The sequence below is a fragment of the Sorangium sp. So ce363 genome, assembly GCF_051520435.1.
Lineage (GTDB): Bacteria > Myxococcota_A > Polyangia > Polyangiales > Polyangiaceae > Sorangium > Sorangium cellulosum_B.
The window spans coordinates 4,339,600-4,364,767 of record NZ_CP150333.1; the positions used below are offsets into that span (position 1 = coordinate 4,339,600).

17 protein-coding genes are annotated in these 25,168 nt (G+C 72.4%); 12 read left to right on the forward strand and 5 right to left on the reverse strand.

The genetic code is table 11. The features are described from left to right. Positions 1-169: 169 nt before the first annotated feature. Positions 170-1,498, reverse strand: a complete 1,329-nt coding sequence (locus WMF12_RS16545; protein ID WP_437872495.1) for a PP2C family protein-serine/threonine phosphatase — start codon at positions 1,496-1,498, stop codon at positions 170-172. 463 nt (positions 1,499-1,961) lie between these two features. On the opposite strand from WMF12_RS16545, the gene WMF12_RS16550 reads away from it, so the two are divergent. The 3 genes from WMF12_RS16550 (at position 1,962) to mutS (ending at position 9,487) form a co-directional block, all read left to right on the forward strand. Then, positions 1,962-3,686, forward strand: coding sequence for a hypothetical protein (locus WMF12_RS16550; protein ID WP_437872496.1), 1,725 nt, complete (start codon positions 1,962-1,964; stop codon positions 3,684-3,686). Beyond that, complete coding sequence (locus WMF12_RS16555; protein ID WP_437872497.1) at positions 3,683-6,598, forward strand: hypothetical protein; 2,916 nt, start codon at positions 3,683-3,685, stop codon at positions 6,596-6,598. Before WMF12_RS16550 ends, WMF12_RS16555 begins: the two co-directional genes overlap by 4 nt. Positions 6,599-6,715: 117 nt before the next feature. Then, positions 6,716-9,487 (forward strand): DNA mismatch repair protein MutS, encoded by a 2,772-nt coding sequence (gene mutS / locus WMF12_RS16560; RefSeq protein ID WP_437872498.1) that lies wholly within the window; start codon positions 6,716-6,718, stop codon positions 9,485-9,487. Between the two features lie 10 nt (positions 9,488-9,497). Here mutS and WMF12_RS16565 read toward each other — a convergent pair whose 3' ends face one another. Both WMF12_RS16565 and WMF12_RS16570 read right to left on the reverse strand, forming a co-directional pair. After that, complete coding sequence (locus WMF12_RS16565; protein ID WP_437872499.1) at positions 9,498-11,552, reverse strand: IgGFc-binding protein; 2,055 nt, start codon at positions 11,550-11,552, stop codon at positions 9,498-9,500. Then, the gene (locus WMF12_RS16570; protein ID WP_437872500.1) at positions 11,552-13,654 is read right to left on the reverse strand and encodes an IPT/TIG domain-containing protein; all 2,103 of its coding nucleotides are present in this window, start codon (positions 13,652-13,654) and stop codon (positions 11,552-11,554) included. Before WMF12_RS16570 ends, WMF12_RS16565 begins: the two co-directional genes overlap by 1 nt. 514 nt (positions 13,655-14,168) lie before the next feature. Between WMF12_RS16570 and rpsB the strand changes: the two genes are divergently transcribed. The 5 genes from rpsB to WMF12_RS16595 all read left to right on the forward strand — a co-directional run bounded on the left by rpsB (position 14,169) and on the right by WMF12_RS16595 (position 18,492). Continuing rightward, positions 14,169-15,005: a 30S ribosomal protein S2 gene (gene rpsB / locus WMF12_RS16575; RefSeq protein WP_437719550.1), complete on the forward strand. Its 837-nt coding sequence runs from the start codon at positions 14,169-14,171 to the stop codon at positions 15,003-15,005. Positions 15,006-15,276: 271 nt separating this feature from the next. Further along, the gene (tsf, locus tag WMF12_RS16580) at positions 15,277-16,227 is read left to right on the forward strand and encodes a translation elongation factor Ts (RefSeq protein WP_437872501.1); all 951 of its coding nucleotides are present in this window, start codon (positions 15,277-15,279) and stop codon (positions 16,225-16,227) included. A 9-nt stretch (positions 16,228-16,236) separates the two neighbouring features. Next, positions 16,237-17,181, forward strand: a complete 945-nt coding sequence (locus tag WMF12_RS16585) for a polysaccharide deacetylase family protein (RefSeq protein WP_437872502.1) — start codon at positions 16,237-16,239, stop codon at positions 17,179-17,181. Positions 17,182-17,187: 6 nt separating this feature from the next. Then, on the forward strand, positions 17,188-17,463 hold the full coding sequence (locus tag WMF12_RS16590) for a hypothetical protein (RefSeq protein ID WP_437872503.1): 276 nt from the start codon (positions 17,188-17,190) through the stop codon (positions 17,461-17,463). 24 nt (positions 17,464-17,487) lie between these two features. Further along, on the forward strand, positions 17,488-18,492 hold the full coding sequence (locus WMF12_RS16595) for a hypothetical protein (protein WP_437872504.1): 1,005 nt from the start codon (positions 17,488-17,490) through the stop codon (positions 18,490-18,492). Between the two features lie 69 nt (positions 18,493-18,561). Here WMF12_RS16595 and crcB read toward each other — a convergent pair whose 3' ends face one another. Further along, the gene (gene crcB, locus WMF12_RS16600) at positions 18,562-18,945 is read right to left on the reverse strand and encodes a fluoride efflux transporter CrcB (protein WP_437746623.1); all 384 of its coding nucleotides are present in this window, start codon (positions 18,943-18,945) and stop codon (positions 18,562-18,564) included. Between the two features lie 114 nt (positions 18,946-19,059). Next, positions 19,060-19,974 (reverse strand): ABC transporter ATP-binding protein, encoded by a 915-nt coding sequence (locus WMF12_RS16605; protein ID WP_437872505.1) that lies wholly within the window; start codon positions 19,972-19,974, stop codon positions 19,060-19,062. Positions 19,975-20,085: 111 nt separating this feature from the next. On the opposite strand from WMF12_RS16605, the gene WMF12_RS16610 reads away from it, so the two are divergent. Genes WMF12_RS16610 through WMF12_RS16625 form a run of 4 tightly spaced genes read left to right on the forward strand, consistent with a single transcriptional unit; the run spans position 20,086 to position 25,155 of the window. Further along, positions 20,086-20,373: a hypothetical protein gene (locus tag WMF12_RS16610; RefSeq protein WP_044965043.1), complete on the forward strand. Its 288-nt coding sequence runs from the start codon at positions 20,086-20,088 to the stop codon at positions 20,371-20,373. 15 nt (positions 20,374-20,388) lie between these two features. After that, entirely contained in the window at positions 20,389-21,222 is an 834-nt protein-coding gene (locus WMF12_RS16615) for a CheR family methyltransferase (RefSeq protein WP_437872506.1), read from the forward strand. Positions 21,223-21,241: 19 nt separating this feature from the next. Continuing rightward, positions 21,242-24,103, forward strand: a complete 2,862-nt coding sequence (glnD, locus tag WMF12_RS16620; RefSeq protein WP_437872508.1) for a [protein-PII] uridylyltransferase — start codon at positions 21,242-21,244, stop codon at positions 24,101-24,103. After that, positions 24,100-25,155 carry a tetratricopeptide repeat protein gene (locus tag WMF12_RS16625; protein WP_437746626.1) on the forward strand — a complete coding sequence of 352 codons (1,056 nt, stop codon included), beginning with the start codon at positions 24,100-24,102 and terminating at the stop codon, positions 25,153-25,155. Before glnD ends, WMF12_RS16625 begins: the two co-directional genes overlap by 4 nt. The last annotated feature ends 13 nt before the right edge of the window (positions 25,156-25,168 follow it).

The following is a 25,168-nucleotide window of genomic DNA, read 5'->3' on the forward strand; positions in this document are numbered from 1 at the left end:
CGGCGCGGAGCATGAGAATCCGTCGGGGTTCGTGGCAATGCAGACACGTTGTCTGCAATGGCCTGCGCGCGGCGGGCATGCTCCGCCGGCCGCGCGGACCTCTCGGTCAGCGCCGTGCGCGATCGATCTCGTTGGAGGGGGAGGGAGGAGGGAAGGGGACGGCGAGCGGTCAACCAGCGCTGACGCCGGCGCTGGCGCTGGCGCGCGAGGCGAGCCGCGCGAGGTCCTTGGGATCGCTGACGCGGACGAGGATGACGGTGATGTTGTCCCGCCCGCCGCCCGCGTTCGCCTTCTCGATGAGCGCCTGCGACGCCTTCTCGGGATCGGGCTCGGCGAGCAGGATGTCGCGGATCGCCTCGTGGGTCACCATCTTCGACAGGCCGTCGGAGCAGAGGAGGTAGACGTCTCCGGGGTGGGGCCGGGCGATGATCAGATCGACCTTGACTGCGGGGGAGATTCCGATCGCCCGGCTCAGGTGGTTCGCCATCGGCCCGGTGATCCCCGCGGCGCCCATCGTGTGATCGGTGGTGAGCTGCGTCAGCTCGTTGTCGCGCAGGCGATAACAGCGGCTGTCGCCCACGTGGCCGATGTAGAGGCGCTGCTTGTTGGGCGAGAACCGCGCGCTGACGAGGGTCGTGCCCATGCCCGTGAGGCTCCGCTCGGCGTGGGCCCGCTCGTAGATCGCCTGGTTCGCTTGCTGGATCGCGACCGCGAGCTCGCTGCCGCGACGAGGGACGTCGGGGTAGGGGCTCTCCGCGTCGCTGTCCACGAACGACTGATCCTTGAACGCGTGCGCGATCGTGTCGACCGCGAGGCGGCTGGCGACGTCGCCGCCCGCGTGGCCGCCCATGCCGTCCGCCACGGCGAACAGGTAGTGCTCGTCCAGGCAGAGGTAGCAGTCCTCGTTCTTCTTGCGCTTCTGACCGGGATCGGTCTGGCCGACGGCGCTGATGAGCAGGAGCGGCGACGAGCTGGTCGGCTCGTCGACGGCGGCCTCGTCGTCGTAGATGATGGGGACGGCGGACGGCTCCTCGCGCTCGTGCCCGTCGTCATCGTCGTCATCGTCGTCGTCGCCGCCGTACGACGGGACGCTCGCGCGTTTGATCGTGCTCTGCAGCACCTCTGGCGGCGCCAGCGTGATCAGCGTGAGGTCGTCGTCATCGTCGTCGAACGCGTCGTCGTCGCAGCGCGATGGGCCGTTCGAACGCTTCCAGTCGGCGCTCGAGACCCGCTCGGTGCGGCCGTGACCTCCTGCGGTCTTCGCGTGGGCGCTCTCGCTCGCGGGCGTCCCGCCCCGCAGCCCTGCTGCGCCTGGCCTCGTCGTTGAATCTTCGAGATCTCCCTCCCCCTCGTCGAGGGCTTGGGCTCCTGGGCCCCCCTGCGTCGGCGTCGTCGCCGCGCGAGGACGGGCCCGGTCGCCGTTGTTTGAGCGAAAATACCAATAGATCAGCCCAAGAAGGGCGATTCCCATGACAAGGGCGGCTGCGAGATCGGCCATGTCCCGGCGACCAACGTAGCAAAGGCGCGCCGCGTCTCCGAGATCAACGTGCAGGGGGACGGAAGACGGCGATCGATCCTGGTCGACCTTGACCTGCGGAGCTCACGCCGCAGGGGCGCACCTTGGGCACCACCCGGCGCAGGGAGCGCCACCTCACCCCGCCGCAGGGCTCGCCACCCCGTGACGGGCGACCGCTGCAGAGCGCCTCGCCTAGAGCAGCGCGCCTCGCCAGGAAGAAGCTGCGCCTGGCGGGCTGTGCGCGCTCACCCGGGGCAGGCCGTGCGGATGTTGCTGCGCTGCGGCAGGTGCGCGCGAGAAACGAGGGCCTTCACAGCGGCGGCTGCCGCTCGCTCGCCAGGAGGCCCGCTGCGAGCCGCGCGCCCGGCGTGCGTCCGCCGCAAACGAACCCACCGAGCGGAGCGGGTTGCCAGTGCTGCTGGTGCTGACTAGTCTCCGCGCCCGCATGAAGCTCGCCCACACACTTCTCCAGACACCTCGCATCGTTGGCGTGGGCCTCGCGGTCTCGATCGTGGGCGGGCTCGGGGTCGTGGGCTGCTTCGTCGAGGGCGAGGGCCTCCCGCCGCCGGTCGAGGGGTTCTATTACCCGACGGGCCTGGCGGCGTCTCCCGGGGGACGGGTCCTCTACGTCGCGAACTCGGACTTCGATCTCCAGTACAACGGCGGCACGGTCCAGGCGCTGGATCTCCAGCGGCTGCGCAAGCGGGCGCTCACGCTCCAGTCGGAGCTCGCTCCCGGCGGGCAGGACGCCAGCGTGCGCGGTGCGTGCAATAACGTGGGGCTGGCGACAAACGCTGCGCCGTCGCTCTACCCGGGGCCGTGCGGGCCGCTCGATATCTCCGCCCTCGAGGGCGACGACGAGGTCGTCCGGAGCTCGGCCGTGATCGGCGCGTTCGCGTCCAACCTCCTCCTCGTGCACAGGCCGCTCAGCGGCGAGGGCGCCGACCCCGGCGCGGAGCGGCAGGCGCGCCTGTTCGTGCCCGTGCGCGGCGACCCCTCGGTGACCTTCTTCGACGTCGCCGACGATCGGTCCGACGACGCCGGCGCGCAGCGCTGCGAGGGCGACGCCTGCTTCCAGCTGGACTGCGGCGCGAGCGCGGCGGGCGGGCGCTGCAGCAGAGATCACCGCATCGGGGAAGACCCGGGCCAGGAGCTCATCCGGCGCAAGCTGCCGCTGGAGCCGTTCGGGATCGCCGCCGGCCCGGGCGGGACGAGCATCGTCGTCTCGCACCAGACGGAGAACGCCGCGAGCGTCATCGTGAACCGCTGGGAAGCGAACGAGCGGCCGCAGCTCGCGCACGTCCTCACGGATCTCGCCTTCGGGCCGACGGAGCTCGCGGCCGTGCCGCGCCCGAGCGTGCTCGGGGCGCTGCAGCAGAGCGGGTGGGCGATCGACGACCAGCCCGCGTTCGCGGTCACGTACCTCGCGGCGCCGGAGCTCGGCCTGCTCCGCTATCAGGACGCCGCTTCAGGCGGGGCGCCGCGCCTGCACGAGTCGACCCCGACGCCGATCACCGCGCTCGCGAGCGGCACCGACTCCCGCGGGATCGCGTTCGACGCGAACGAGCGGCAGGCGTGCGAGGACGGCTGCGCGGATGACGCAGACGTGGTCGAGTGCCTCGAGCGGTGCGTGGAGATCCCGATCCCGGTGTACGTGGCGCATCGCGGTCCGAACTCGCTGCTCATCGGCGAGCTGACGACGACGCTGGTCAAGAAGGACTCGGACGTCCCCGCGGCGAAGCGGGCCTCGGTGTTCGACACGATCGCGATCCGCGACGCCGTCCCGCTCGGGGCCTACCCGTCTCGGATCGAGATCGGCGAGGTGATCGACCTGGAAGGCGTGCCTCGCCGCAGGGTCTTCGCGCTCGCGTTCGACACGGGGCTCGCGTTCTCCTACGACCCCGAAGCGCGCCGCGTCGACCCCCCCATCAAGACCGGGCGTGGACCGCAGGCGCTCGCGTTCGACACGGGTTCCACGTGCGGCGACGAGAAGGAGCGCTGCGAATGCGAGCAGGGCAGCGCCGGCTGCGACACCTATTCCCTCATGTACATTGCGCATTTCACCGACTCCTACCTCGGCGTTGTCAACCTCGACATGCGCAAGGCGAACACGTTCGGAACGATGATCCTCACGGTGGGCACGCCCGTCCCGCCCCGGGAGTCCCAATGAAGCCGCGCCTCGCGCTCCTCGCCTCCACCTCCGCCCTGGCGCTCGCCGGGTGCGCCGCGGAGGCCACGCCGGTCCCCGTCGAGGCCCTGGCGCAGTCCGGCCGCAGCGCCTTCGTCTGCCTCGCCATCGACCGGCCGGATCCCGACAAGCCGGGCGTGATGCGCTCGCTGCCGATCACGGACTGCTCGTACGGCACCGTCGAGTCGTCCACCGACTACGAGGTCGACGCCAAGAACGGGGGCAGGGCCACGCTCCCGCACCTCTACGGCCTCGTCACGCAGACCACGCACGGCGAGGTCGCGCTCGTCGACCTGACGACCGAGTCCTCGCTGATCGTCGATCGGGACACGGGCACGCCCGCCCCGAGCTTCCTCCCGGTCGGCGCGCAGCCGGTCGACATCGTCGCGACGCCGGGCGGGACCGCGTCGTTCGTCGCCGTCGCCGAGCCGGGGCGCGCGGGGATCTACGCGCTTCCGTCGGCGAAGGTGCTGCCGCGCGACGGCTGCCCGGTCCCGTCGCTCAGCTCCTGGCCGGCCTGCTCGCTCCCCTCGGCGCCGGGCGAGATGGTGCTCCTCGCCGACCCGCCGGATACCAACGGCAACGTGCGGAGCTCGTGTGACGCCGGCCCCCCCCCGTACGACGTCGAGCCGACCAAGCCTGGCGACCCCGGCGCGTTCGTGGACGATGTCTGCGCCACCTCGAACGGGAGCCTCGCCATGGAGGGCGGCGGCCGGCAGAAGCTCCTCGTGACCCTGCCCGATCTTGGCGGCTTCGTCGTGATCGACGCGCAGAAGCTCCTCGAGCACGAGGACTACAAGGACGGCGGCTTCAAGGCGTGCGAGGTGGAGCGGTGGGTCCCTCTCCAGGTCTCGCTCCCGCCGGCCGTGCCGCCCGACGAGCCGCCGCCCGAGGAGGCGTCGCCCGACGAGGTGTCGTGCTCTCAGCCGGCGGTCGCGGCCAGCCCGGAGCAAGCCTTCGACAAGGCCCGGCCCGCGGGGCTCGCGCTCTCCGGCGACCGGCTGTTCATCGCCGATCTCGACGCGCCGGTGATCCACGTCGTCGACCTCCCGACGCCCTGCGAGCCGCGCGAGCTGCCCTCGCTGCTGCCCGCGTCGACGCTCGACCCAGGGCGCGTCGTCACGACGAGGCGCCTCGCGGTGAGCCAGGCGTCGCCCCCCGAGTTCAACCGCTACCTCTACGCGGTCGACGCCGGCGACGGCAGCGTGATGGTCTTCGACGTCAGCGACGACGTCAGCGACGACGCGTCCGGCCGGTCGCCGCTCTCCCGCGAGAATCCGGACTGGAACCCGTTCCAGCCGCCCGACCGCATCCGCCTGCCGGCGCCTGTCCGCGATCTCGCGATCGTGCAGCGCGAGGTCCCGAGGAGCCTCCCGGCGACGGGCGTGGTGCCGAGGGGGATCCGGTGCAGCCCCCTCCCGGAGCTCAGGACGTGCGACAGCAGCGTCACGTCGTGCGACCTCGAGACGCTGTACCGCACGTCGACCGATCGCGACTCCGGCGCCGGCCCGCTGAAGCTCCGGGGCACGTTCGCGTACATGGCGCTCACGAACGGGCAGGTCGCGATCGTCGACATCGACGACCTCGACGCGGCCTGCCGCGGACCCGAGCGCCAGAGCGTCCGCGCGGGCTGCGACGCGGACGCTTCGCCGAGCAGCCCGCTGCTCGAGACGAGCGGCGAGGCGTCCTGCAACGTCGTCCTCCCGCACGCTGTCCGCTCGGAGACCTACATCGTGGCGAGCGACGGCTCCGGCCAGCTCGAGCCCGGCGTGCAGGGCCTGCCGATCCTCTACGACCGCAGCGGCGCGGTCGTGCCGCTCTCCGGGGAGAGCCCGAAGATGCGCGCCACGTTCCCGTCCGAGGGGGCCGCGCCTGACCTCGCGCTCGCGGTGGGGGTGCAGCGCGAGGCGATCGCGTCGAGCGACAGCGCTGAAAGCGAGCTCGACGAGCAGGGGCTCGTGCTGAGGTCCGGCGGGCCGCAGCACGCGCTGACGATGAACCTCGAGGACCCGCGGGTGCACATCGCCAACGAGACGTGGAACGTGACGTACGAGGGGGTGCTCACGTCGATCACCCGGGCCTCCGTGGCCTTCGACGAGAACCTCCACCTGAGGGGCACCGACGCCCGCTTTTGCCGCCGCGGCGTGCAGAGCCTGACCAGCGTGAAGGCGCAGCTGAAGGCCGCGGGCGTCCCGGAGGACGAGGACGGGACCCGCGCCGGGCAGCTCGCCGACTTCGCGCAGATCACGTCCGAGCTTCCGGACGAAGATGCCACCTACTGGAAGAGCGTCGACTCGGCCGTCTGCTCGTTCGACACCTGCAACGCGAAGTACGGCAGCGTCATCACGTCGCGCCCGGCGCTCCGCATCGTCGAGGCCTACGAGGACCACCTCGAGCTCGAGCCCAGGAATGAGGTCGAGTTCGCGGCGTGCTGCTTCGCCGGCTCGGTGCAGCTCGGCATCCGCGCCGGAGGCCAGTGGGTCGTCCGGAGCAACGGCGCCGGCTTCCTGCACCACGTGATCGCCGATCCTGCGGGCGGCTATTGCCGCAACTCGTGCGACACGCGCCTCTCGCGGTTCAACGGGCGCGTCGTCCATACGCCGCGCGACGGGCGCGTCACCGACGGTGATGTGGGGGCGTTCATCAACCCGATGTTCCGGTTCGCGGTCACGGGCGGCGTGCCCGAGCAGGACATGCAGTTCCGCTTCACCACCCAGGGGGCGTTCACGCCGCTCGCCCTGGACCTCGCGGACATCAGCGACACACCGGAGCTCCAGCCGCAGTCCATCCAGCTCGTTCCGGCCACGGGCCAGCTCGCCGTCACCGACGGCTCGGTCCAGGGCCTGTTCCTGCTGAGCTCACGCGACGTCGCCGTGGCGCGCCGGTACCGCTGAGCCACCTGCCGGCCCCGCGGCATTGCGGTTTCGGCGCCGATATTTCCACGAAAACAGCGGAACAAACGCGCGAATCCCGCGTAGACCTCACCGGCGGTCGAGACTAAGACGCCGGCGATGCAGCCGTCCGAGCAGCCTGCGGCCAGGAAGAAGCTGACCCCGGTGATGCGCCAATACGAGGATGCGAAGGCGCTCCACCCCGACGCCATCCTCTTCTTCCGGATGGGCGACTTCTACGAGATGTTCAACGACGACGCGGTCCTCGTGTCGCGCGCGCTGAACCTGACGCTCACGAGCCGCAACAAGGGCGAGCCCGACGAATCCCCGATGGCCGGCGTCCCGCACCACGCGGCGCACGGGTACATCGCGCGGCTGCTCGCGCTCGGCCACAAGGTGGCGATCTGCGAGCAGTGTGGGGATCCGTCGAAGATCAAGGGGCTCGTGCCGCGGCAGGTCGTGCGCGTCGTCACGCCGGGGCTCGTCACCGAGACCGAGCAGCTCGACGCGCGCGCCAACCACTACCTGGCGGCGGTCGACGGCGGCGGCGTGCCCCGCGGCGACGCCCTCGGAGCGGGGGGGCCCTACGGCCTCTCGCTGCTGGATCTCTCCACCGGCGAGCTCTCGGCCACCTCGGTCCCGGACGCCGCGACGCTGCTCGCGGAGCTCGCCCGGGCGGATCCGCGCGAGGCGCTCATCGCCCGGGACCTCCCGGACGTCCGCGCGGCCGCGGCCTCGCTCGCCTGCCGCGCGGCGCTGCGCGACGACGAAGAGCTCGACAGCGCGCAGGTCGCGTCGATCCTCGACGACGCTGCGATCGAGCCGATCTCGGCGGCGGCCCTGGCCGAGCACCCGCTCCCGGCGGTGCGCGCCGCGGCCCGGGCGCTGCGCTTCGCGCGCCGCTGCAGCCCCGGCGCGCGCATCCCGGTGCGCCGCATCGCCCCGCACGACACCTCGGGCACGCTGCGCATCGACGAGACGGCCCAGGCGCACCTGGAGCTCGTGCGCGCCGCGGACGGCGGCCGCCGCGGCACCCTGCTCGACGTCATCGACTGCACGGTCACCCCGGGCGGCGCCCGGCTCTTGCGCCGCCGCCTGCTCTCGCCGCTCGCCGACCTGGCCGGCATCCGCCGGCGCCTCGACGAGGTGGAGCTCTTCGTCTCGCACCCGCGCGCCCGCGGCGAGCTGCGGCAAGCGCTCGGCGGCGTCGGCGACCTCGAGCGCCTCAGCGTCCGCGCGCTCCTCGGCGAGGCCACGCCGCGCGACCTCGGCCTCCTGCGCGACGGCCTCACGGCGGCCCCGGCGGCGATCGCCGCGGTCCGGTCGATCCCCGACCTCGGCAAGGCGGCGGCGCGGAGCGACGACGGCGCCGCTGCGCGGGGCAAGGACGGCGCCGCTGCGCGGGGCGAGGAGGGCGCTGCGGCCGGATCGAGCTCCGAGCCGCTCCTCGCCGAGGCGGCGGCGCTGGATGTCGTCGCCGACGTGTGCGCCGAGCTCACCGCCGCGTTGATCGAGCGGCCGCCCCCGAACACGCGCGAGGGCGGCATCTTCCGCGAGGGGTACGACAAGGAGCTCGACGACGCGCGCGGCGTGGAGAAGAACGCGACGGAGCTCATCCTCGCGCTCGAGGCGAAGCTGCGCACGCAGACGGGCGCGCCCTCGCTCCGGGTCAAGTACACGCGCGTCTTCGGCTGGTACATCGAGGTGACGCGCGCGCACATCGCCAAGGTCCCGGACACCTTCCGCCGCAAGCAGACCGTCGCGACCGGCGAGCGCTACACGAGCGACGAGCTCGACGAGCTCGCCGACAAGATCGAGCACGCCGGGGCGCGCGCGCTGGAGCGGGAGACCGCGCTCTTCGACCGGCTGCGGGCCCTCGTCGCGAAGAGCGAGGGCCGCCTCCGCGCGCTCGCGCGCAAGCTCGCGGCGTGGGACGTCGCCGCCGCCCTCGCCGACGTCGCCCACCGCAACGACTACGTGAGGCCGCACGTCACGGCGGGCGAGGCGCTCGCGATCCGCGACGGCCGCCACCCGGTGGTCGAGCGCTACGCGGCCGCGGGGCACTTCGTGCCGAACGACACCCGCCTCGATCTCTCGGGCGAGCGGCTCTGGCTGATCACGGGCCCCAACATGGCGGGCAAATCGACGCTCATGCGCCAGGTGGCGCTGATCGTGGTCCTCGCGCAGATGGGCAGCTACGTCCCGGCGCGCGAGGCGGAGATCGGCCTCGTCGATCGGATCCTCTCGCGGGTGGGCGCGAGCGACAACGTCGCGCGCGGCGAGAGCACGTTCATGGTGGAGATGCGGGAGACCGCCGAGATCCTCCGCGACGCGACGCGGAGATCGCTGGTGATCCTCGACGAGATCGGCCGCGGCACGAGCACGTACGACGGCCTCGCGATCGCGTGGGCCGTGGCGGAGCACCTGTTCGACGCGATCGGCTGCCGCGCCCTGTTCGCGACGCACTACCACGAGCTGACGGAGCTCTCGGCGCGCGCGCCGGGCATCGCGAACTACTCGGTCGCCGCGCGCGAGCACGGCGACGACGTGATCTTCCTCCACAAGCTCGAGGCGGGCCCCGCGAGCCGCAGCTACGGCGTGGCGGTCGCGCGGCTCGCGGGGGTCCCCGAGGGGGTGCTCGCGCGCGCCCGCGCGATCCTCGCGACGCTGGAGTCGGGCGCCGCGCTGCCGGGCGGCAAGCACGCCTCCCTCCGCGGCCGCACGCGCGGCGGCGCCGCGCAGCTCGACCTGTTCGCCCCCGCGCAGGCCGCGGTGCCGCCGGAGCAGTCGGCCGTCATCGAGACCCTGCGCGCCGTGGACGTCGATCGGCTCGCGCCGCTCGACGCGCTGCGGCTCGTGGCCAAGCTGAAGGGGCTCCTCGGCGGCGGCTGACCGCGGCGGCTCAGTCCGGCGGCGCGATCTCGCGGAGCTCGGTGCCCCCCGCGTACCCGTAGCTCACGAACGAGTCGAACCCCGTCACGAGCAGCCCCACGGGCGCGGAGGCCGTGAGCCAGTGCACGCCGTCGCGCTGCATCCCGGGCAGCACGTTGTCCGGCGCCTGCCGCGCCGGATCGATCGCCGCGAAGCTCAGCTGGCAGCGGTAGACGACGAACGACGGCGCGCCGCCCCCGCGCTGCTCCTCCGTGAGCCCGTCCGCAGGCGCGATCTCGCACTCGTCCGGCCCGAGCGTCGCGTCGTCGAGCCGCACGACGGCCGACCGCGGCGCGACCACCGAGATGAAGTCGAACGCGTACTTGTCCGGCGTCAGGAACACGTAGTCCGGCCGGAACTGCTCGATGGGCGGCAGGATGATGAGGCTCGGGTCTCCGCCTGGCAGCCCCTGCTTGACCCCCGTCGCGTTCTGGCTGGCCATGATCTGCGACACGATGACCGGCTCGGAGCTCTCGATCATGAAGTCGCCCCACGCCGTCACCTCGCGGAAGTCGCCCAGCGCCGACAGCGTGATCCGATCGTCCGGCGGCGGCAGGGTCGTCTCGATCACGGCGCCCTTGCCGCTGGCCGCCACGATCCTGACGTACTCCGGCTCGGGCACGGCCTCGATCCGCGCGCCGGCCTCCTTGACGGTCAGCGACCGGCTCGGCGTGTGCGGCACCGCGAACCGCTTGCCGGCGGTCCGGGTCGGATCGAGCTGATCCTCCAGGTGGTCGGCGCAGCAGCGGCGATCCGCGAGCACGTCGAAGTGCGGCGCGTCCGAGGCCTCGCTTCCGGTGAAGACCGCGATCGGCTGATCGGCCTTCACGATCGATCCGGTGAAGTCCGCGTTGAACCCGCCGCTCTCCAGGTTGAGCACGTCGAACGCGCCGAGCTTGACCTCGATCGACCCGCCCTCCGGCGTCTCCGGGACGGGCCCGCCCCCGACGACCCTCGCCGTCGTCGTCACCTGCACGGTCGTCCCTTCGCGCGTCCCGACGATGGTCAGGAACGCCCGAAGGTCGATCGGGTTCTGCGGATCGAAGTTCGTGTCCGGATCGTCCGTGACCGCGATGGTCTGCGGCCACCCCGTGACGACGTACGCCGTCGCCATCGCGCCCGGGCTGTACGTCAGCGCCTCGCGCGGCTTCAGCAGCGAGGCGTCGTTGGAGAACACGTTGGCGTTCTCCAGCGGGTTGAACTGGTAGGCGACGATGGGGAACTTCGACTTGATCTTGTACGCGTGCCGCGTGAGCGCCGTGTGCGTGCCCGTGTTGTACTCGCCCTCCGGGCTGCCATCGACCTCGCGCGGCCCGAGCTTGAACACCTGGAGATAGAGCGGCGCGATGAGCGCGCTCGCGATCTCCACCGGGGCGGGCTCGTCGCCCGGCGCGCCGTCGTCCTGGAAGATGTGGATCTCGTTCGGCACGTCCGGCTGCGGGTTCGAGACCACCACCGCGAACTGCTGCGCCGCCGCGTTTCCGGTCGCGTCGATCCGCGCGTTGTCCAGATCGACCGCCCAGTACTCGCACCCCACGTTGCTCCGCTCGAGCTCCGCGACGGCGCAGAGCTGCTGGCAGCTCCCGCTCCGGCACGCCTCGCCGGCCTCCGTGTCGCACGTGTCGATCACGCGGCCGAAGCTGCCGTCCGCGTCGCAGACGACGACGTCCTGCTCGCGGCACGAGCGCGCAGCGGGCACGCATGGCCGGCAGCCGAGCTCGGGCGACGCGCACACGCGCCCTTGAGCGGCGCAGTCGTCGAGCGTCACCCAGGCCAGCCCTGCGCCGGTCTCCTCGCAGCGCGCGAGCTCCGCCCCGCAGCGCACGTCGCCGGCCGTGCAGAGCGGCGGCTCCTCCGGCCGCTCACCCCACCGCGTGCCGCTGTCGAAGCAGCTCGGCGCGAGCCCGAGCCCCGCGGCGACGGCGACGAGGGCGGCGGCTGCAGCGTGCCGCGATCGGGCGCGGCGTCCTGGCTTCCGTGCGCGCGTCGGCCTGCGCGCTCGCGTCGGGTGGGGCGGGGCGCTCATCACAGGTGCGCGTTGAAGCTGTCGAGGGAGTAGGCCGCCATCCCTGCCGGCTTGAGCTGCCGGTAGACGAGCTTGCCGTAATCGAAGCCGTCGATCCGCGCCCCGTACACCCCGATCGTGAGCGGCCCCGGCGGCAGCGCGCCGTGCTCGAGCCCGAGCTGCCGGAGGTCCGGCACCTCGACGGCGTGCGACCCTGCCGGCACGGCCACCGTCCACCGGATGAGGCCGTTTCCGCTCGCGATGTCGTAGACGCTGAGATCGGCGGGCGCGCCCTCGCCGAACGAGGTCGCGAGGTGGGACCCATCCCAGGCGCTGTTCTGCGCGGGCGCCTCGAGCGTCGGCACCCCCACGAAGTCGCCGATGCGCACGGGCTCGCTCGTGCTGGTCGAGAGGACCCGCCCGACGACGGACAGCGGCGCGAGCCCGGCCTGGCCGGTCACCGCGCGCGCGGACGAGTGGTAGCTCGCGCCGAGCAGGTCGCGGGCGAGCGGCGGCACGCCCACGAACGTCAGCCCCCCGTCGAACGGGATCAGCGGGCTCTGTGCGCCGATCGGGAGCGTCGCGAACCCGTCGTTGCCGATCATCAGCGACACGTTCGCCTGGATCCGATCCGGCCCCTTCGGCCCCTTCGCCGGCGCCCTGACGTCCATCGAGAGGGCGTGGTCGAGCGGCTGATTGATCCGCACGAACACCTCCCTCGTCCACTCGTTCGGGAGCACGGGGATCCCGCGGACCACGCCCATGGCGTATGCGGTGAACCGCGGCGGGGTCGTCGAGCGATCCTCGAGGCCCGCCAGCGCGTAGATCGTGCGGTTGCCGGGCGCGACGTACATCGTGAACCCGTGCCCGAGCTCGCCCGACGTCTCCGGCGTGAGCGCCTGGAACTCGGACGGCAGCCTGAAGGTCGCGAGAGGATCGGCGCCCGTCGTGAACAGGTACGCCGCCTTTCGCTCGGTTTCGCGGCGCGGGCTCGGGATGTTGCCCCACGCGACGCTCCCGGGATCCAGCGACGTGTCCCAGACGAGCTCGCCCTCGATCGCGCCCGCGCTGCCGACCTTGCCGCCGACCGGCGGGGGTGGATCGCCGGACGCGCCGCACGCGGGGGTGAGCACCGGATCCAGGTAGACGGTCACCGTGTCGACCGGCACGTCGACGAACGAGATCGGGCTATGGCACGTCGCGGCCACGGTGACGGTGCGCGGCGAATCGAGCGACGCGTCCTCGATCACCGCGACGCCGGACGCGTCGACCTCGATCGGGGAGGTCGTGTCGGTGCCGACGACGACGCTCGCTCCCGGGATCGGATCACCCGTGAAGTTGTTGTAGACGAGCACCTTCAGCCGTCCGGCGAGCGGCGCGCCGCTGAGCCCGCCCTTGTAGCCGTTCTCGCTGTCCTCGTAGGTGTAGCCGTCCAGCACGAGGATCCTCTCGCCGCCGGTCGTCACCGAGATCGTCTTCGCGCCCGGCGTGCCCTGGGGCACCGTGCACAGGAGCCGCGTCGGCTCCTGGACGGCGAGCGACGTGCACGGCTTCTGATCGATCTTCGCGACCGTCGTCTCGTTCCAGCGCGTGCCCTGGCCGACGAGCTCGATGGTCGTCCCGCCGGAGATCGGCCCGCTCGACGGGGACGCATAGAGCGCGTCGTACACGTAGCCGCCCGGCAGCGTTCGCCGGGTCGACGTGTCATCGCCGTTCTGCACGGCGAGCTCCACCGGGCCCGCCGCGCCCGGCGGCGCCGCCACCTGGACCCGGCTGGGATCGATGGGCACGATCGCGGACGGATCGACCTCGACGTCGCCGAACCAGACGCGGACCTGGGAGCTGAAGCCGTTGCCGTGGAGCAGGACGCGCTGGCCTCCGTTGAACGGCCCGTGCGTCGGGTCCGCGCCGAGCAGCGCGTGCGGATCGCCGCCGGGCAGCCCTGCGCCGGCGGACGATGACGTCGACGTTGTCTGCGGGTCCACGCCGAAATCGCCGCCATCGCCGTCGGTCTGCCGGCGGATGCCCTCCGGCGCCGAGGCGATGCAGGCGGAGACGATCGCGAGCCCTGCGCAGACCGAAGCGAAGCGTGCGGTAAGAAAGCCTCGTGATGCGGTTCGCACGAGGCGAGTGTACGCCATCGCGGGTGCCGGGCCACGGCGCGCCAGGGGGCGTGGCCCGGCGTTCCCGTGCTCCGCGCCGCGTGGTCCCATCGGCGCAGCTGACGCAACGAAGGCAACTGCGCGGGCAATTGCGCGGGTAACTGCGCGCGTAACTGCGCGGATGGCTGCGCGGACAACCGCGCGAAGACACGCGCAAACACACGGAAATTGTGCACGCCGAGGTGGCGGCTTCATCGCTTGACAAGCGAGGCGCCTCGGGGTAGCAAACCGCCCCCCTTCTTGCGGTCTCGTGACGAGGGGGACAGCGGAGGCCGAATCCTCGCCTTCGCTGCCGCAGAACCGAATCCACACGCTCTCCTGGCACCCACGGCATTCCGCGGCCCGGTGCCCCAGCAGCACGGACGCTCCTGTCCGCGCATGGGGTTGGTCGCGGGAGGGGGAGCGGCGGACCAACCGAAAGGGCACTGCCGTGACCGATACCAGCTTCTCCGCATCCGTCCCCGCGGCCGACACCATGCAGGCCGCCGCCCCCCAGCCGGGGGATTTCCCGCTTCCGCTCCGCTCGCTGCTCGACGCGGGCGTGCACTTCGGCCACCAGACGAAGCGCTGGAACCCGAAGATGCGGCCGTTCATCTACGGCGCGCGCAACGGCATCCACATCATCGATCTCGATCAGACGACGCGGCTCTTCAAGCGCGCGTACGACTTCCTGACCGACGCCGTCGGCCGCGGGGGCCACGTGCTGTTCGTCGGCACGAAGCGCCAGGCGCAGGACATCGTGCAGGAGGAGGCCCGCCGGTCGGGCATGTACTTCGTCACGAACCGCTGGCTCGGCGGCACCCTGACGAACTTCCGGACGATCAAGCAGGGCCTCGATCGCCTGCGCACCCTCGAGCGCATGAAGGAGGACGGCACCTACGAGCAGCTGCTCAAGAAGGAGGTCGTCCGCCTCGAGAAGGAGCGCGAGCGGCTCGAGAAGTACCTGGGCGGCCTCAAGGGGATGGGCGGCCTCCCGGCCGCGATCTTCGTGATCGATCCGCACCAGGAGTCGATCGCGATCAGCGAGGCGCGCAAGCTGAACGTCCCGGTCGTGGCCATCACGGACACGAACTGCGACCCGGATCTCGTCGACTTCGTCATCCCTGGCAACGACGACGCCATCCGCTCGATCCGGCTGATCACCGCCCGCGTCGCGGACGCGTGCGTCGAGGGCGCGCAGCGCCGCAAGGATCACGGTGAGGGCGGGCAGCAGGCGGCGGGCGGCGGTCGCGGCCAGCGCGACGAGATCAACGTCTACCAGGGCGGCCGCGGCGGCCGCGGCGGCGGTCCGCGCCAGCAGCAGGCGTCGTAGCGCGGCGCGAGCCGCAACGGAGCGGCCCAGCGCTCGGGCGGCGCGGTGACGACGACGTCGCCGCTCGCCTGGGCGGTGTGGCAGCCGCGCGAGAGCAGAGAGGGCGCAGGGACAGAAATGAAAATTTCACGCCTCTGCGCCTTCTGTGCCTCTGCGGTTCGACCCGCCCTCGCTCGGGCCGTTCGTGCAACAGCAGTCGGACGTGTGGTGAACGGGGGCCGCTCGGCGCGGCCCCTTCCTATCTAGGTTCCAGGTTGAAGGAGAAAGAGCCATGGCCGGCATCAATGCGCAGGCGATCAAGGAGCTTCGTGAGCGTACCCAGGCGGGGATGAGCGACTGCAAGAGCGCCCTCACGGAGGCCGAGGGCGACATGGAGAAGGCGGTCGAGATCATCCTGAAGAAGGGTCTCGCGAAGAGCGCCAAGCGGGCCGGCGCGTCCGCCACCGAGGGCGAGGTCCGCGCGGTGGTCGCGGCCGACCGGCGGAGCGCGACGATGGTCGAGGTCAACATCCAGACCGACTTCGCCGCCCGCAACGACGCGTTCCGGCAGTTCGTCGGCGACGTGCTCGCGGCCCTCGAGAAGGCGCCCGACGGCGCGGACGCGGGTCAGCTCTCCATCGGCGGCAAGTCGATCGCCGACACCGCCACCGAGCTGACCGCGCGCATCGGCGAGAAGATCGCGGTGCGCCGCTGGGATCGCGTGTCGATCCCGGCGGGCAAGCACGGCGTCGCGCACGAGTACGTGCACCTCGGCGGCAAGATCGGCGTGCTCGTGGCGGTCGAGGCGTCGAGCCAGGCCGTGGCGGAGCACCCTGCGGTGCAGAAGTTCGTCGAGGAGACGGCGATGCAGGCCGCCGCGATGAGCCCGCTCGTCCTCCGTCGCGACGAGGTCACGGCGGAGCTGAAGGCCAAGCAGCAGGAGATCTTCGAGGGGCAGCTGCGCGAGGATCCGAAGCCGAAGCCGGAGGCGGCGTGGCCGAAGATCATCGAGGGCAAGTTCAACAAGTGGTACTCGGAGGTCGCGCTGCTCGAGCAGGAGTCGGTGGAGGCCGCGTCGCGCGGCGAGGCCGGCCAGACGATCGAGAAGCTCCTCCAGGCGGCGTCGAAGGCGGCCGGCGGCGAGCTCAAGCTCACGCGCTTCGTGCGGTATGAGCGCGGCGAGGGCATCGCCAAGAAAGAGGACGACTTCGCCGCCGAGGTGGCGAAGATGGCCGCGAGCTGACGCGGTCCGATGCGGGGGCGCCTCGCCGCCGTCTCGATCGACCTCGACGAGGTCCCGAACTACTTCGCCATCCACGGGCTCGCCGTCCCGGATCGCTCCGGGGCGGCGGCCGCGCTGAGCGCTGTTTACGACACGGCGCTCCCGCGCATCGCTGATTTCGCTGCTTCCCACGGCATCCCCGTCACGCTGTTCGCGATAGGCTGCGACCTCGCGCGCCCCGAGAGCGCCGCGGCCTTGCGCGCGCTGAGCGACGCTGGCCACGCGGTCGAGAACCACTCGTACGGGCACCGCTACGACCTCTCGCGGCTCCCGCGCGCCGCGATCGCGCGGGAGGTGCTGCTGGGCGCCGAGGCCATCGCGGAGGCGGTCGGCCGGCGTCCGACGGGCTTCCGCGCGCCGGGGTACACCGTGAGCGACGCGCTGTTCGACGCGCTCGACGCCGTGGGGGTCGCGTTCGACTCCTCGGTGTTCCCATGCCCGCCGTACTACGCCGCGAAGGCGCTCGCGATGGGCGTGCAGCGGGTGAAGGGCAGGGGGTCGTCGGCGATCCTGGACACCCCGCGTGTGCTCGCGGCGCCCCGCCGGCCGTACCGGCCGGGGCGGCCGTGGTACCGCCGTGGCGGCCGGCGCTTCGTCGAGCTGCCGATCCAGGTGACGCCGGGGTTGCGGCTGCCGGTCATCGGGACGAGCGTGGCGCTCGCGGGTGCGGCGGGCGCGCGGCTCCTGGCGCGCGCGTGCGCCGGGGAGGTGCTCGTGAACCTGGAGCTGCACGGGATGGACTTCCTCGACCGGAGCGACGGCCTCGAGGCACTGGCGCCGTACCAGCCGGAGCTCCGGGTCGCGCTGGGCAGGCGGCTCGAGGCGCTGGGGGCGTTCGTGGAGGAGCTTGCGCGGAGGGGAGCGAGCTTCGTGCGGCTGGACGAGGCGAGCAGGGAGCGCGGGCTCATCGCGTGACCCGGGGTGTCGACGTTGGGGGTCGAGCTCCTCGGGACCATGCTCGATCCGGAAGACGATCGATCCCTCGCGACCGCGCGCGACCTGACCCGCCAGGCCGAGGCGCTCCTCGGCGACACGGCGGAGGACTGCATGAGCCGCGCGCTCGCGGCGGCGGCGCACCGCGTGCTCGCGCGGCGCCTCGCCACCGATCAAGCGCTGCCCTTGGCGCGGAGCGCCCGCGGGCCCGGGCCGTCGCGACGTGATCCTGCCCAGCGCAGTTGCCCGCTTTCCTTGCGTTGACGCCCTCCCGTAGCCTCTCTTCTCATGGCCACTTCCAAGACCAAGAAGCCCGCGCCGGCGGCATCGCCGGCCGAGGTACCGATCAGCTCACCCGCCACCATCACCCTCGACTCGCTCGCGAGGGAGCTCGGCCCCGCGGATGGCGCGTTCGCCGCGCGCACCTACGCGGGCATCCCCGAGGAGGACCTCGTCACCGAGGGGACGCGCATCGACTCGCAGAGCCTCATCGATGACGCCCCGCACTTCGTCGCCTCGGCGCGGCGGATCCTGGGCTCGCTGTCCGAGGCGCAGCGCGGCAAGGTGCGCATGCCCGCGGCGCTCTTGCCGCTGCTCGTCGCCGAGGCGGGCAGGCTCCAGGCGATGAAGCGGTCGCACGACGCGGCGGCGACCGAGGCCGCCGGCGCGAGGGCCGCGCTCGAGATCCAGGGGCGGAGCGCGATGCGCGACGGCATCGGCGAGCGCGACCTCTGCTACGACGGCCTGCGCAACGCGCTCGGCGCTCGCCGCATGGCGCGGGTCGACGCCGTCGTGGGGCGCGCGGACTCCCCCGAGAGCCTCGCCAAGGGCCTCGAGGCGCTCGCGAGCTTCATCGACGAGACCCGAAGGGCCGATCCGGCGCAGGACGCGAGGCTCCTCGAGGACTACGGCGTCGGCGCCGAGTGCGCGGCGGCGCTCCGTGTCACGGCGCAGCGGGTGCGCGGCGTCGCCAGCGTCCAGATCGCCGCGGGGCGGCGGGTGACGCAGCGCGCGCTCGATCTGCAGGACGGAAGGGTCGCGGTCGTGATCGAGAAGATCCTCCGCGCCTTCCGCGCGGCGCGCCGGTTCGACGGAACGATCCTGGTCCCCGAGCTGAACAAGGCCGCATGGATGTTCGAGGCCCGCTCCGGCAGCTCCGGCAAGAAGCCACCGCCCGCCGGAGAGAAGCCCTCGTCCGGCGCAGAGACGCCCCCGGCCGCCACTGGCGGAGCGCCGGGCGCCGCACCGCCGGCGCAGGGAGAGACCGCGCCGATCCTCGGCGCCGACGGCTGAGCCTCATCCCCCAGGACCACGGGCGGCGCCGCCTGTCGCCGACGCTCTCCACGGCCCGTCTCCGCGCCTTCAGCCCGCGACGAGCCGCCTCGCGACGACCATCCCGAGGACGCCGGCGAGCAGGCAACCGACCAGCGTGATCGCGATGTTGGCGAGCCCCACGGCCCACGACTTGTACTCGATGAGCCGGATCGTCTCGTTGTTGAAGCTCGAGTACGTGGTGAAGCCGCCCATGACGCCGGTGCTCAGGCTGAGGCGGAGCGTCGGCGACAGGAGCTCCGTCGTCGCGGCGACCTCTCCGATGGCGCCGAGCAAGAACGACCCGATCACGTTGACCGCGAGCGTCCCATAAGGAAACTCGGCGCCGAAGCGCTGCTGGCACCACGTCGACAGCCCGTAGCGGGCGAGGGTCCCCGCTGCGCCACCGAGGCCGATCCAGAACCACCGATCCATTCGTTTCACCTCGTCGCACGCGTCGCGATCACCGTGTCCGGTGGCGGTGCCCTTGCGTTCGCCCCGCCGCTGACTCGACGCTCGCGCGGGTGAAGCGCCGCGCGCCTACGCGACCTACTCCGCCGCCTTCCTGAACTCGATCACCTGCCCGCCCTTGCTGTCCGCCAGCGCAGGCCGGTTCACCCGCGACACCTCGTCCGTCGCCACCCCCGACGCCGCGATGAACTGGCGCGCCTGCTCGTTGTCGCCGTGCGCCAGCTCGTCCGGCGTCCCCGACGCGACGACGCGCCCCTGGATCACGAGGAACGCCTGGTGCGCGATGCGGAACGTGCTCGCCATGTCGTGCGAGATCACCACGCTCGTCACCTTGAAGCGCGCCCGCGTCTCCTCGATCAGGTCGTCGACCATCCGGCTCGTCAGCGGATCGAGCCCGCTGGTCGGCTCGTCGTAGATGAGGATCTCGGGCTCCAGCATCAGCGCGCGCGCCAGGCCCACGCGCTTGCGCTGCCCGCCGGACAGCTCCGACGGCATTCGGTCCTCCTTGTTCTCGAGGCCGAGCGAGTTCAGCATGCCCACGACCTTGTCGTGGATGTCCCGCTTCGACATGTGCTTCCGGTGCTCGCGCAGCGGGAACGCCACGTTGTCGAAGATCGTCAGCGAGTCGAGCAGCGCCGCGTACTGGAACACCATGCCGAACCGCTGGCGCATCCGGTTCATCTCGAAATCGTCGAGCGCGCCCATGTCCACGCCGTCGACCCAGATGTGACCGGTGGTCGGCCGCTCCAGCCCGATGAGCAGCCGGAGCAGCGTGGTCTTGCCAGCGCCCGACCCGCCGATGATCACCGCCGTCTCGGTCCGCCGGAGGTGCATCGTGATGCCGTGCAGCACCTTCGTCGCCCCGAACGATTTCTTGATGTCGTCGACGAAGAGGTGATCCCCCGGCTGCCACCCCGGCGGCATGTTGCCCACCTGCTGCGCCTCCGGGGGGGCCCCTCGCGGGGGGGGCTGGCTGGGCGGCCTTCTCGACATCCGCACAGTACGGTACCACGGAGGAGGCCCCGCAGGACGCCGATCGCCTTGCATCACGGTAAGGGCGAGCACGTGCTTGACGCGGCAGGGCGCGGGACGGAAACGTTGCTCATGACCGACGACCTACTCAAGGCAGCCCTCGAGACGGCAGAGGCGAAGACCGACAAAGACGGCTGGGCCGAGCTCCCTGAAGGGCGCGTGCTCACGATCTACGCCGCGCACGACGGCGTGTCGCTCCCGGTGACCAAGATCGAGGCCGTGTCGAGCGCGGGCGGGCTCCTCAAGGCGCGCAGCACCAAGGGCGAGACGTTCGTGCTCGCGCTGAAGGACGTGTTCGCCATCGCCCTCGACGGCGGCGGTAAGGGAGCCCAGGCCAGGAAAGCCGGCTTCCTCGGCTGATCGCGACGACCTTCGATGGCCCGATCGTCGAGAGCGGGAGGAGGTCCTGCGGCGCGGTCCGCCCAGCGGGCCGTCGACCTCGCGCTCGCCGAGCTGCAGCGCCGGTTCGGCCTCGGCCGCAGCCTCGCCGCCCCAGGCTGGGTGCGCGAGCGGGTCCTCGCCGTGCTCAGCGCCGTGGCCGCGCGCCACGGCGTGTCGCCGCTCGCGGCCGCCGAGCGGCTGCGGGACGACAGGGAGGCCATCGAGGAGATCGTCAGCGCGCTCCGCGTCGGCGAGACGCGCTTCTACCGCGACCCGATCATCTGGGAGGCCATCGCCACCTCGGTGCTGCCCAGGCTCCCGCCCGACCTGCCCATCGCCGGCCTCTCGGCCGGGTGCAGCACCGGCGAGGAGGCCTATACCCTGGCGATGGTGCTCGCGAGCGCGGGCCGCCGCTTCAGCGTGCTCGGGGTCGACCGCGCCGCTCCGGCGATCGAGGCGGCGCGCGAGGCCGTCTACTCCGCCGAGGCCGTCGACCAGCTCCCCCCGTCCTTCGTTCAGCGCTACTGTGAAGAGAAGGGCGGCGCGCTGCACGTCGGCCAGCAGCTCCGCGACGTCGTGTCCTTCGAGGTCTGCGATCTGGTGCACGCCGTGCCGAGCGGCGGGTTCCAGATCATCTTCTTCAAGAACGTGCTCCTGTATCTCGCAGAGCCCGCCGGCGACGCGGTGGCGCGCCGCCTCGCGGCCGAGCTCGGCCCGGGCGGGCTCCTGTTCTCTGCCGCGAGCGAGGCGCCGCGCCTCTGCGGCGCCGGCCTCACGCCGGTCAAGGTGAACGCGCACGTCACCGCCTTCCGCGCCCCGGGCGCCTGAGAAAGCAGAACGACACCGCATGAGCGTCGACCTCTCCCCCACGTCCAGGCCCAGCGGGCTCGTCGAGCTCCGCGCCGCCTATGCGCGCGAGCGCGCCGAGCTCGATCGCACGGCGCCGAGCGGCCCCACGCCGGCCGCGGACCCGGCCGCCGTCGGGGTCGCCCTGGGGCGGCGCCACGCGCGCCTGCTCGACGATCTCTTGGCGCGCCTCTTCCACCTGCTGCGCGAGTCCGGCGGGCCCAGCCGCAAGGAGTGGGACTCGGTCGCGATCGCCGGGGTCGGCGGCTACGGCCGCGGCGCGGTCGCGCTGCGGAGCGACCTCGATCTGCGCATCCTCGCCCACAACGCCCAGCGCGCCAGCGCCATCGCGGACGCGCTGCTCTACCCGCTCTGGGACATGGGGGTCGCCGTGGGGCACCAGGTCGTCACCATCGACGACCTCATCGACGGCGCGCGCGAGGACCTGCCCACCGCGACGAGCCTGCTCGACTGGCGGCACGTCGTCGGCGACGCGTCGCTGTCGGAGTCGCTCTGGCAGCGCGCCTCGTCGGGCATCTTCGCGCACTCGGAGCTGCCCCGCTTCATCGAGCGGCTCGGGAAGGAGATCTCGCAGCGGCACGAGCGCTTCGGCGGCTCGGTCTACCTCCTGGAGCCGGACGTGAAGAACGGCGCGGGCGGGCTGCGCGATCTCGACGTCGCCCGCTGGGCCGCGAAGGCGCGCTACGGCGTCGGCGAGTTCGACGCGCTCGTCCGCTTCGGCGCGCTCGTCGCCCGCGAGGCGGAGGAGATCCGGAGCGCCGCGGAGATGCTCTGGCGCATCCGCAACCTGCTCCACGCCCACTCCGGGCGGAGGACCGACCGGCTGACGTTCGACGAGCAGGAGCTCTGCGCGGGCGCGCTCGGCTACAGCAAGGGCGCCGGTCCGGCCGACGCCGGCCGGAAGGGCGCGCCGCCCCCCGACGAGGCCGCCGTGTCGCCCGAGGCGATCGAGCGGATGATGAGCGACTACTACCGGAGCGCCCGGGCCATCTCGCGCTCCCTCGACATGATCGTCTCGCGCGCCACGCCGACGCTGACGCGGCGCCGCCGCCGCGACGAGGAACTCGGCGCCGGGGTCCGCCTCTTCGACGGCTGCATCACGATGAGCGATCCGGATCTGCTGAGGACCGATCCGGCGATCGCGCTGCGGCTCGTCTCCGAGGCCGTCGAGCGCGGCGTGCCGCTCTTGCCCTACGCGCGCGGCGCGATCGTCCGCGCCGCCGGCGATCCGGCGTTCTGCGCGGCGCTCCGCGAGAGCCCCGAGGCCGCCGAGCGGTTCCGGACCCTCGTCGCCACGTGCAAGGAGACCGAGCTGCAGAGCGGCTCGGTCGTCCGCGAGCTGCACGACCTCGGCCTCCTGCTCGCGATGATCCCGGAATTTTTGCCGGTCGTCGGGCGCGTCCACCACGACGTCTACCACGTGTACACGGTCGACGTTCACTCGGTCGCCGCGGTCGATCGGCTGGCGGCGCTCGTGCGGGGCGAGCTCGCGGGCGAGTTCGGGCTCGCGTGCCGGCTCGCCGCCGAGGCGACGCGGCCGACGATGCTGTTCTTCGCCACGCTCCTGCACGACGTGGGCAAGGCGATCGGGGGCACCGATCACAGCGGGCGCGGCGCCGAGATGGCCCGGAAGATCCTGGCGCGGCTCGGCTTCCCTCAGGAGGACATCGACGAGGCGTGCCACCTCGTGCTGAAGCACCTCGTGATGTACCTCATCGCGACCCGGCGCGATCTCGATGATCCCGCGACGATCTCGGAGTTCTGCCACGAGGTGCACGGCCGCGAGGGGCTGCGCGATCTCTACCTGCTCACGGTCGCCGACATCTCGACCACGAGCCCCACGTCGATGACGTCGTGGAAGGCGCGCATGCTCGACGAGCTGTACCTCTCCGCGGACAGGGCCCTGCGCGGCGCGCGCGAGGACGCGGGGCCGTTCGACATCGACGACCAGCGCATGGCCCGCGCGATCAGCGGCACGGTCGGCGCCCTCGAGGACCTCCCGGCCGCGAGCGAGGCCGAGCGGCGCGCGCAGCGGGACTTCCTGGCCCGCTATCTCGCGTCGATGCCCGAGCGCTACCTGCTCGCGAACAGCCCGGCCGCGATCGCCGCGCACTCGGAGCTCGCCCGGCAGCAGCAGTCCGGCGGCAACAGCGTCTCGGTCGCGCTCGTCCCGTCGCGCCACCCGGAGGCCGCGGAGGTCTGCGTCGTGGCGCCGGATCGCCCCGGCTTGCTCGCGGCGATCACGGCCGCGCTCGCGGCCTCGCGCCTCGAGGTCCACGCGGCGCAGATCCACTCGCGCGCGTGCGACGACGACGGGATGGACGATGGCGGCGTGATCCGCGCGAGGGCGGGCTCGTCCCCGCCGGCGGGCGTGCGCCTGCAGGCCGTCGACCTGTTCTGGGTGCGCGACCGCGGCGAAGGGGTAGGGGGGGTGGCGCGCGCCATCCCGAAGCTCGTGACCGACATCCAGGCGGTGCTCTCGGGGCAGCTCTCCGGCGCCGAGCTCGCCAAGAAGCGCCGGGGCGGCGCGCTGCGCGAGCGCCCGACGCCGAAGGTCCGGACGCAGATATCCATCGACGATCGCGCCTCGCACCACACGGTGATCGAGGTCCTCACGCGCGATCGCCCCGGCCTCCTGTTCGCGATCTCGGACGCGCTCTACCAGCTCGGCCTCTCGATCTCGGTCGCCAAGATCAACACGGAGGGGACGCGCGTGGCCGACGTGTTCTACGTGAGCGAGGCGGACGGGACGAAGATCGCGAGCGGCAAGCGGACGCAAGAGGTGGAGGAGCGGCTGCACGCGGTCCTCCAGGGCCTGGACGGCGAAGGGAGTGTCGGATGAACGAGAGGTGGTTTACGCGCGCGGTGTGGACGGCGACGGCGAGGCTCGCCGCGCAGCGGGTCCTGGCGGCAGCGGCGCTCGCCGCGTGCGTCGCGGCGTGCGGGGGGGCGCAGGAGCCCCAGCGCGACCCGCTCCTGGCCGATCCGCCCGAAGGTAGCGACGCGGCGGCCTCGAAGGGCGCGTCGTCCACGGCGCTGGACCGGGGCATCGCGTACATCAAGAACGAGAAGTACGAGGAGGCGAAGCAGCACCTCCTCCAGGCGATCGAGCACGAGCCGGGCAGCGCCGAGGCGCACTACTACCTCGGCCTCGCGAACGAAAAGACGAACGATCGCGCCGGCGCCGAGGCGTCGTACAAGAAGGCGCTCGCGAGCGACCCCAAGCTCGAGGCCGCCGCCCTGAACCTGGCCGCGCTCTACCTGGACGAGCCGCCTCGGCCGGACGAGGCGATCGCGGTCCTCTCGAAGGCGATCGAGCAGGCGCCGGACCGGGCGGCGCTCCACCAGAACCTGGGCTACGCGTACGGGCTGAAGGGCGACGTCGCGAACGCGAGCAAGCACTACGAGGCGGCGCTCAAGGCCGAGGACACGGCCGCCACGCGCTTCGCCTACGGCGCGATGCTGTTCGAGGCGAAGGTGCTCGACCGGGCCGCGGCGGAGCTCAGGAAGGCGCTCGCGGCGACGGGCGACGACGTGGCGACGATCGCGACGATCGGGCGGATGCTCGGGCCGGCGAAGGCCTACGCCGATTGCGTGGCGGCGTTCGACCGCGCCATCAAGCTGAAGCCGGAGGCCGAGTTCCACGTGCGCCGCGGGACGTGCCGCCACGAGCTCGGCGACGAGCCGGGGGCGCGCGCCGACTACCAGGCGGCGATCAAGGTGGACCCGCGGTTCGCGGCCGCGCACTACTACCTCGGCCTGTCGTTCCTGGCCGAGCGCAAGCCGCAGAGCGCGATCGCCGCGCTCACCGAGGCCGGGAAGCACGGCGGCGACACCGAGATCGGCAAGCGCGCCCGCGCCAAGGTGAAGGAGCTCAGCGCCAGGCTGAAGTGATGCGCGGCCGCGC

Coding starts and splice junctions, on each gene's coding strand:
- WMF12_RS16545 (WP_437872495.1), bottom strand. CDS start 1,498: ATGGCCGATCTCGCAGCCGCCCTTGTCATGGGAATCGCCCTTCTTGGG.
- WMF12_RS16550 (WP_437872496.1), top strand. CDS start 1,962: ATGAAGCTCGCCCACACACTTCTCCAGACACCTCGCATCGTTGGCGTG.
- WMF12_RS16555 (WP_437872497.1), top strand. CDS start 3,683: ATGAAGCCGCGCCTCGCGCTCCTCGCCTCCACCTCCGCCCTGGCGCTC.
- mutS (WP_437872498.1), top strand. CDS start 6,716: ATGCAGCCGTCCGAGCAGCCTGCGGCCAGGAAGAAGCTGACCCCGGTG.
- WMF12_RS16565 (WP_437872499.1), bottom strand. CDS start 11,552: ATGAGCGCCCCGCCCCACCCGACGCGAGCGCGCAGGCCGACGCGCGCA.
- rpsB (WP_437719550.1), top strand. CDS start 14,169: ATGCAGGCCGCCGCCCCCCAGCCGGGGGATTTCCCGCTTCCGCTCCGC.
- tsf (WP_437872501.1), top strand. CDS start 15,277: ATGGCCGGCATCAATGCGCAGGCGATCAAGGAGCTTCGTGAGCGTACC.
- WMF12_RS16585 (WP_437872502.1), top strand. CDS start 16,237: ATGCGGGGGCGCCTCGCCGCCGTCTCGATCGACCTCGACGAGGTCCCG.
- WMF12_RS16595 (WP_437872504.1), top strand. CDS start 17,488: ATGGCCACTTCCAAGACCAAGAAGCCCGCGCCGGCGGCATCGCCGGCC.
- crcB (WP_437746623.1), bottom strand. CDS start 18,945: ATGGATCGGTGGTTCTGGATCGGCCTCGGTGGCGCAGCGGGGACCCTC.
- WMF12_RS16605 (WP_437872505.1), bottom strand. CDS start 19,974: ATGTCGAGAAGGCCGCCCAGCCAGCCCCCCCCGCGAGGGGCCCCCCCG.
- WMF12_RS16610 (WP_044965043.1), top strand. CDS start 20,086: ATGACCGACGACCTACTCAAGGCAGCCCTCGAGACGGCAGAGGCGAAG.
- WMF12_RS16615 (WP_437872506.1), top strand. CDS start 20,389: ATGGCCCGATCGTCGAGAGCGGGAGGAGGTCCTGCGGCGCGGTCCGCC.
- glnD (WP_437872508.1), top strand. CDS start 21,242: ATGAGCGTCGACCTCTCCCCCACGTCCAGGCCCAGCGGGCTCGTCGAG.
- WMF12_RS16625 (WP_437746626.1), top strand. CDS start 24,100: ATGAACGAGAGGTGGTTTACGCGCGCGGTGTGGACGGCGACGGCGAGG.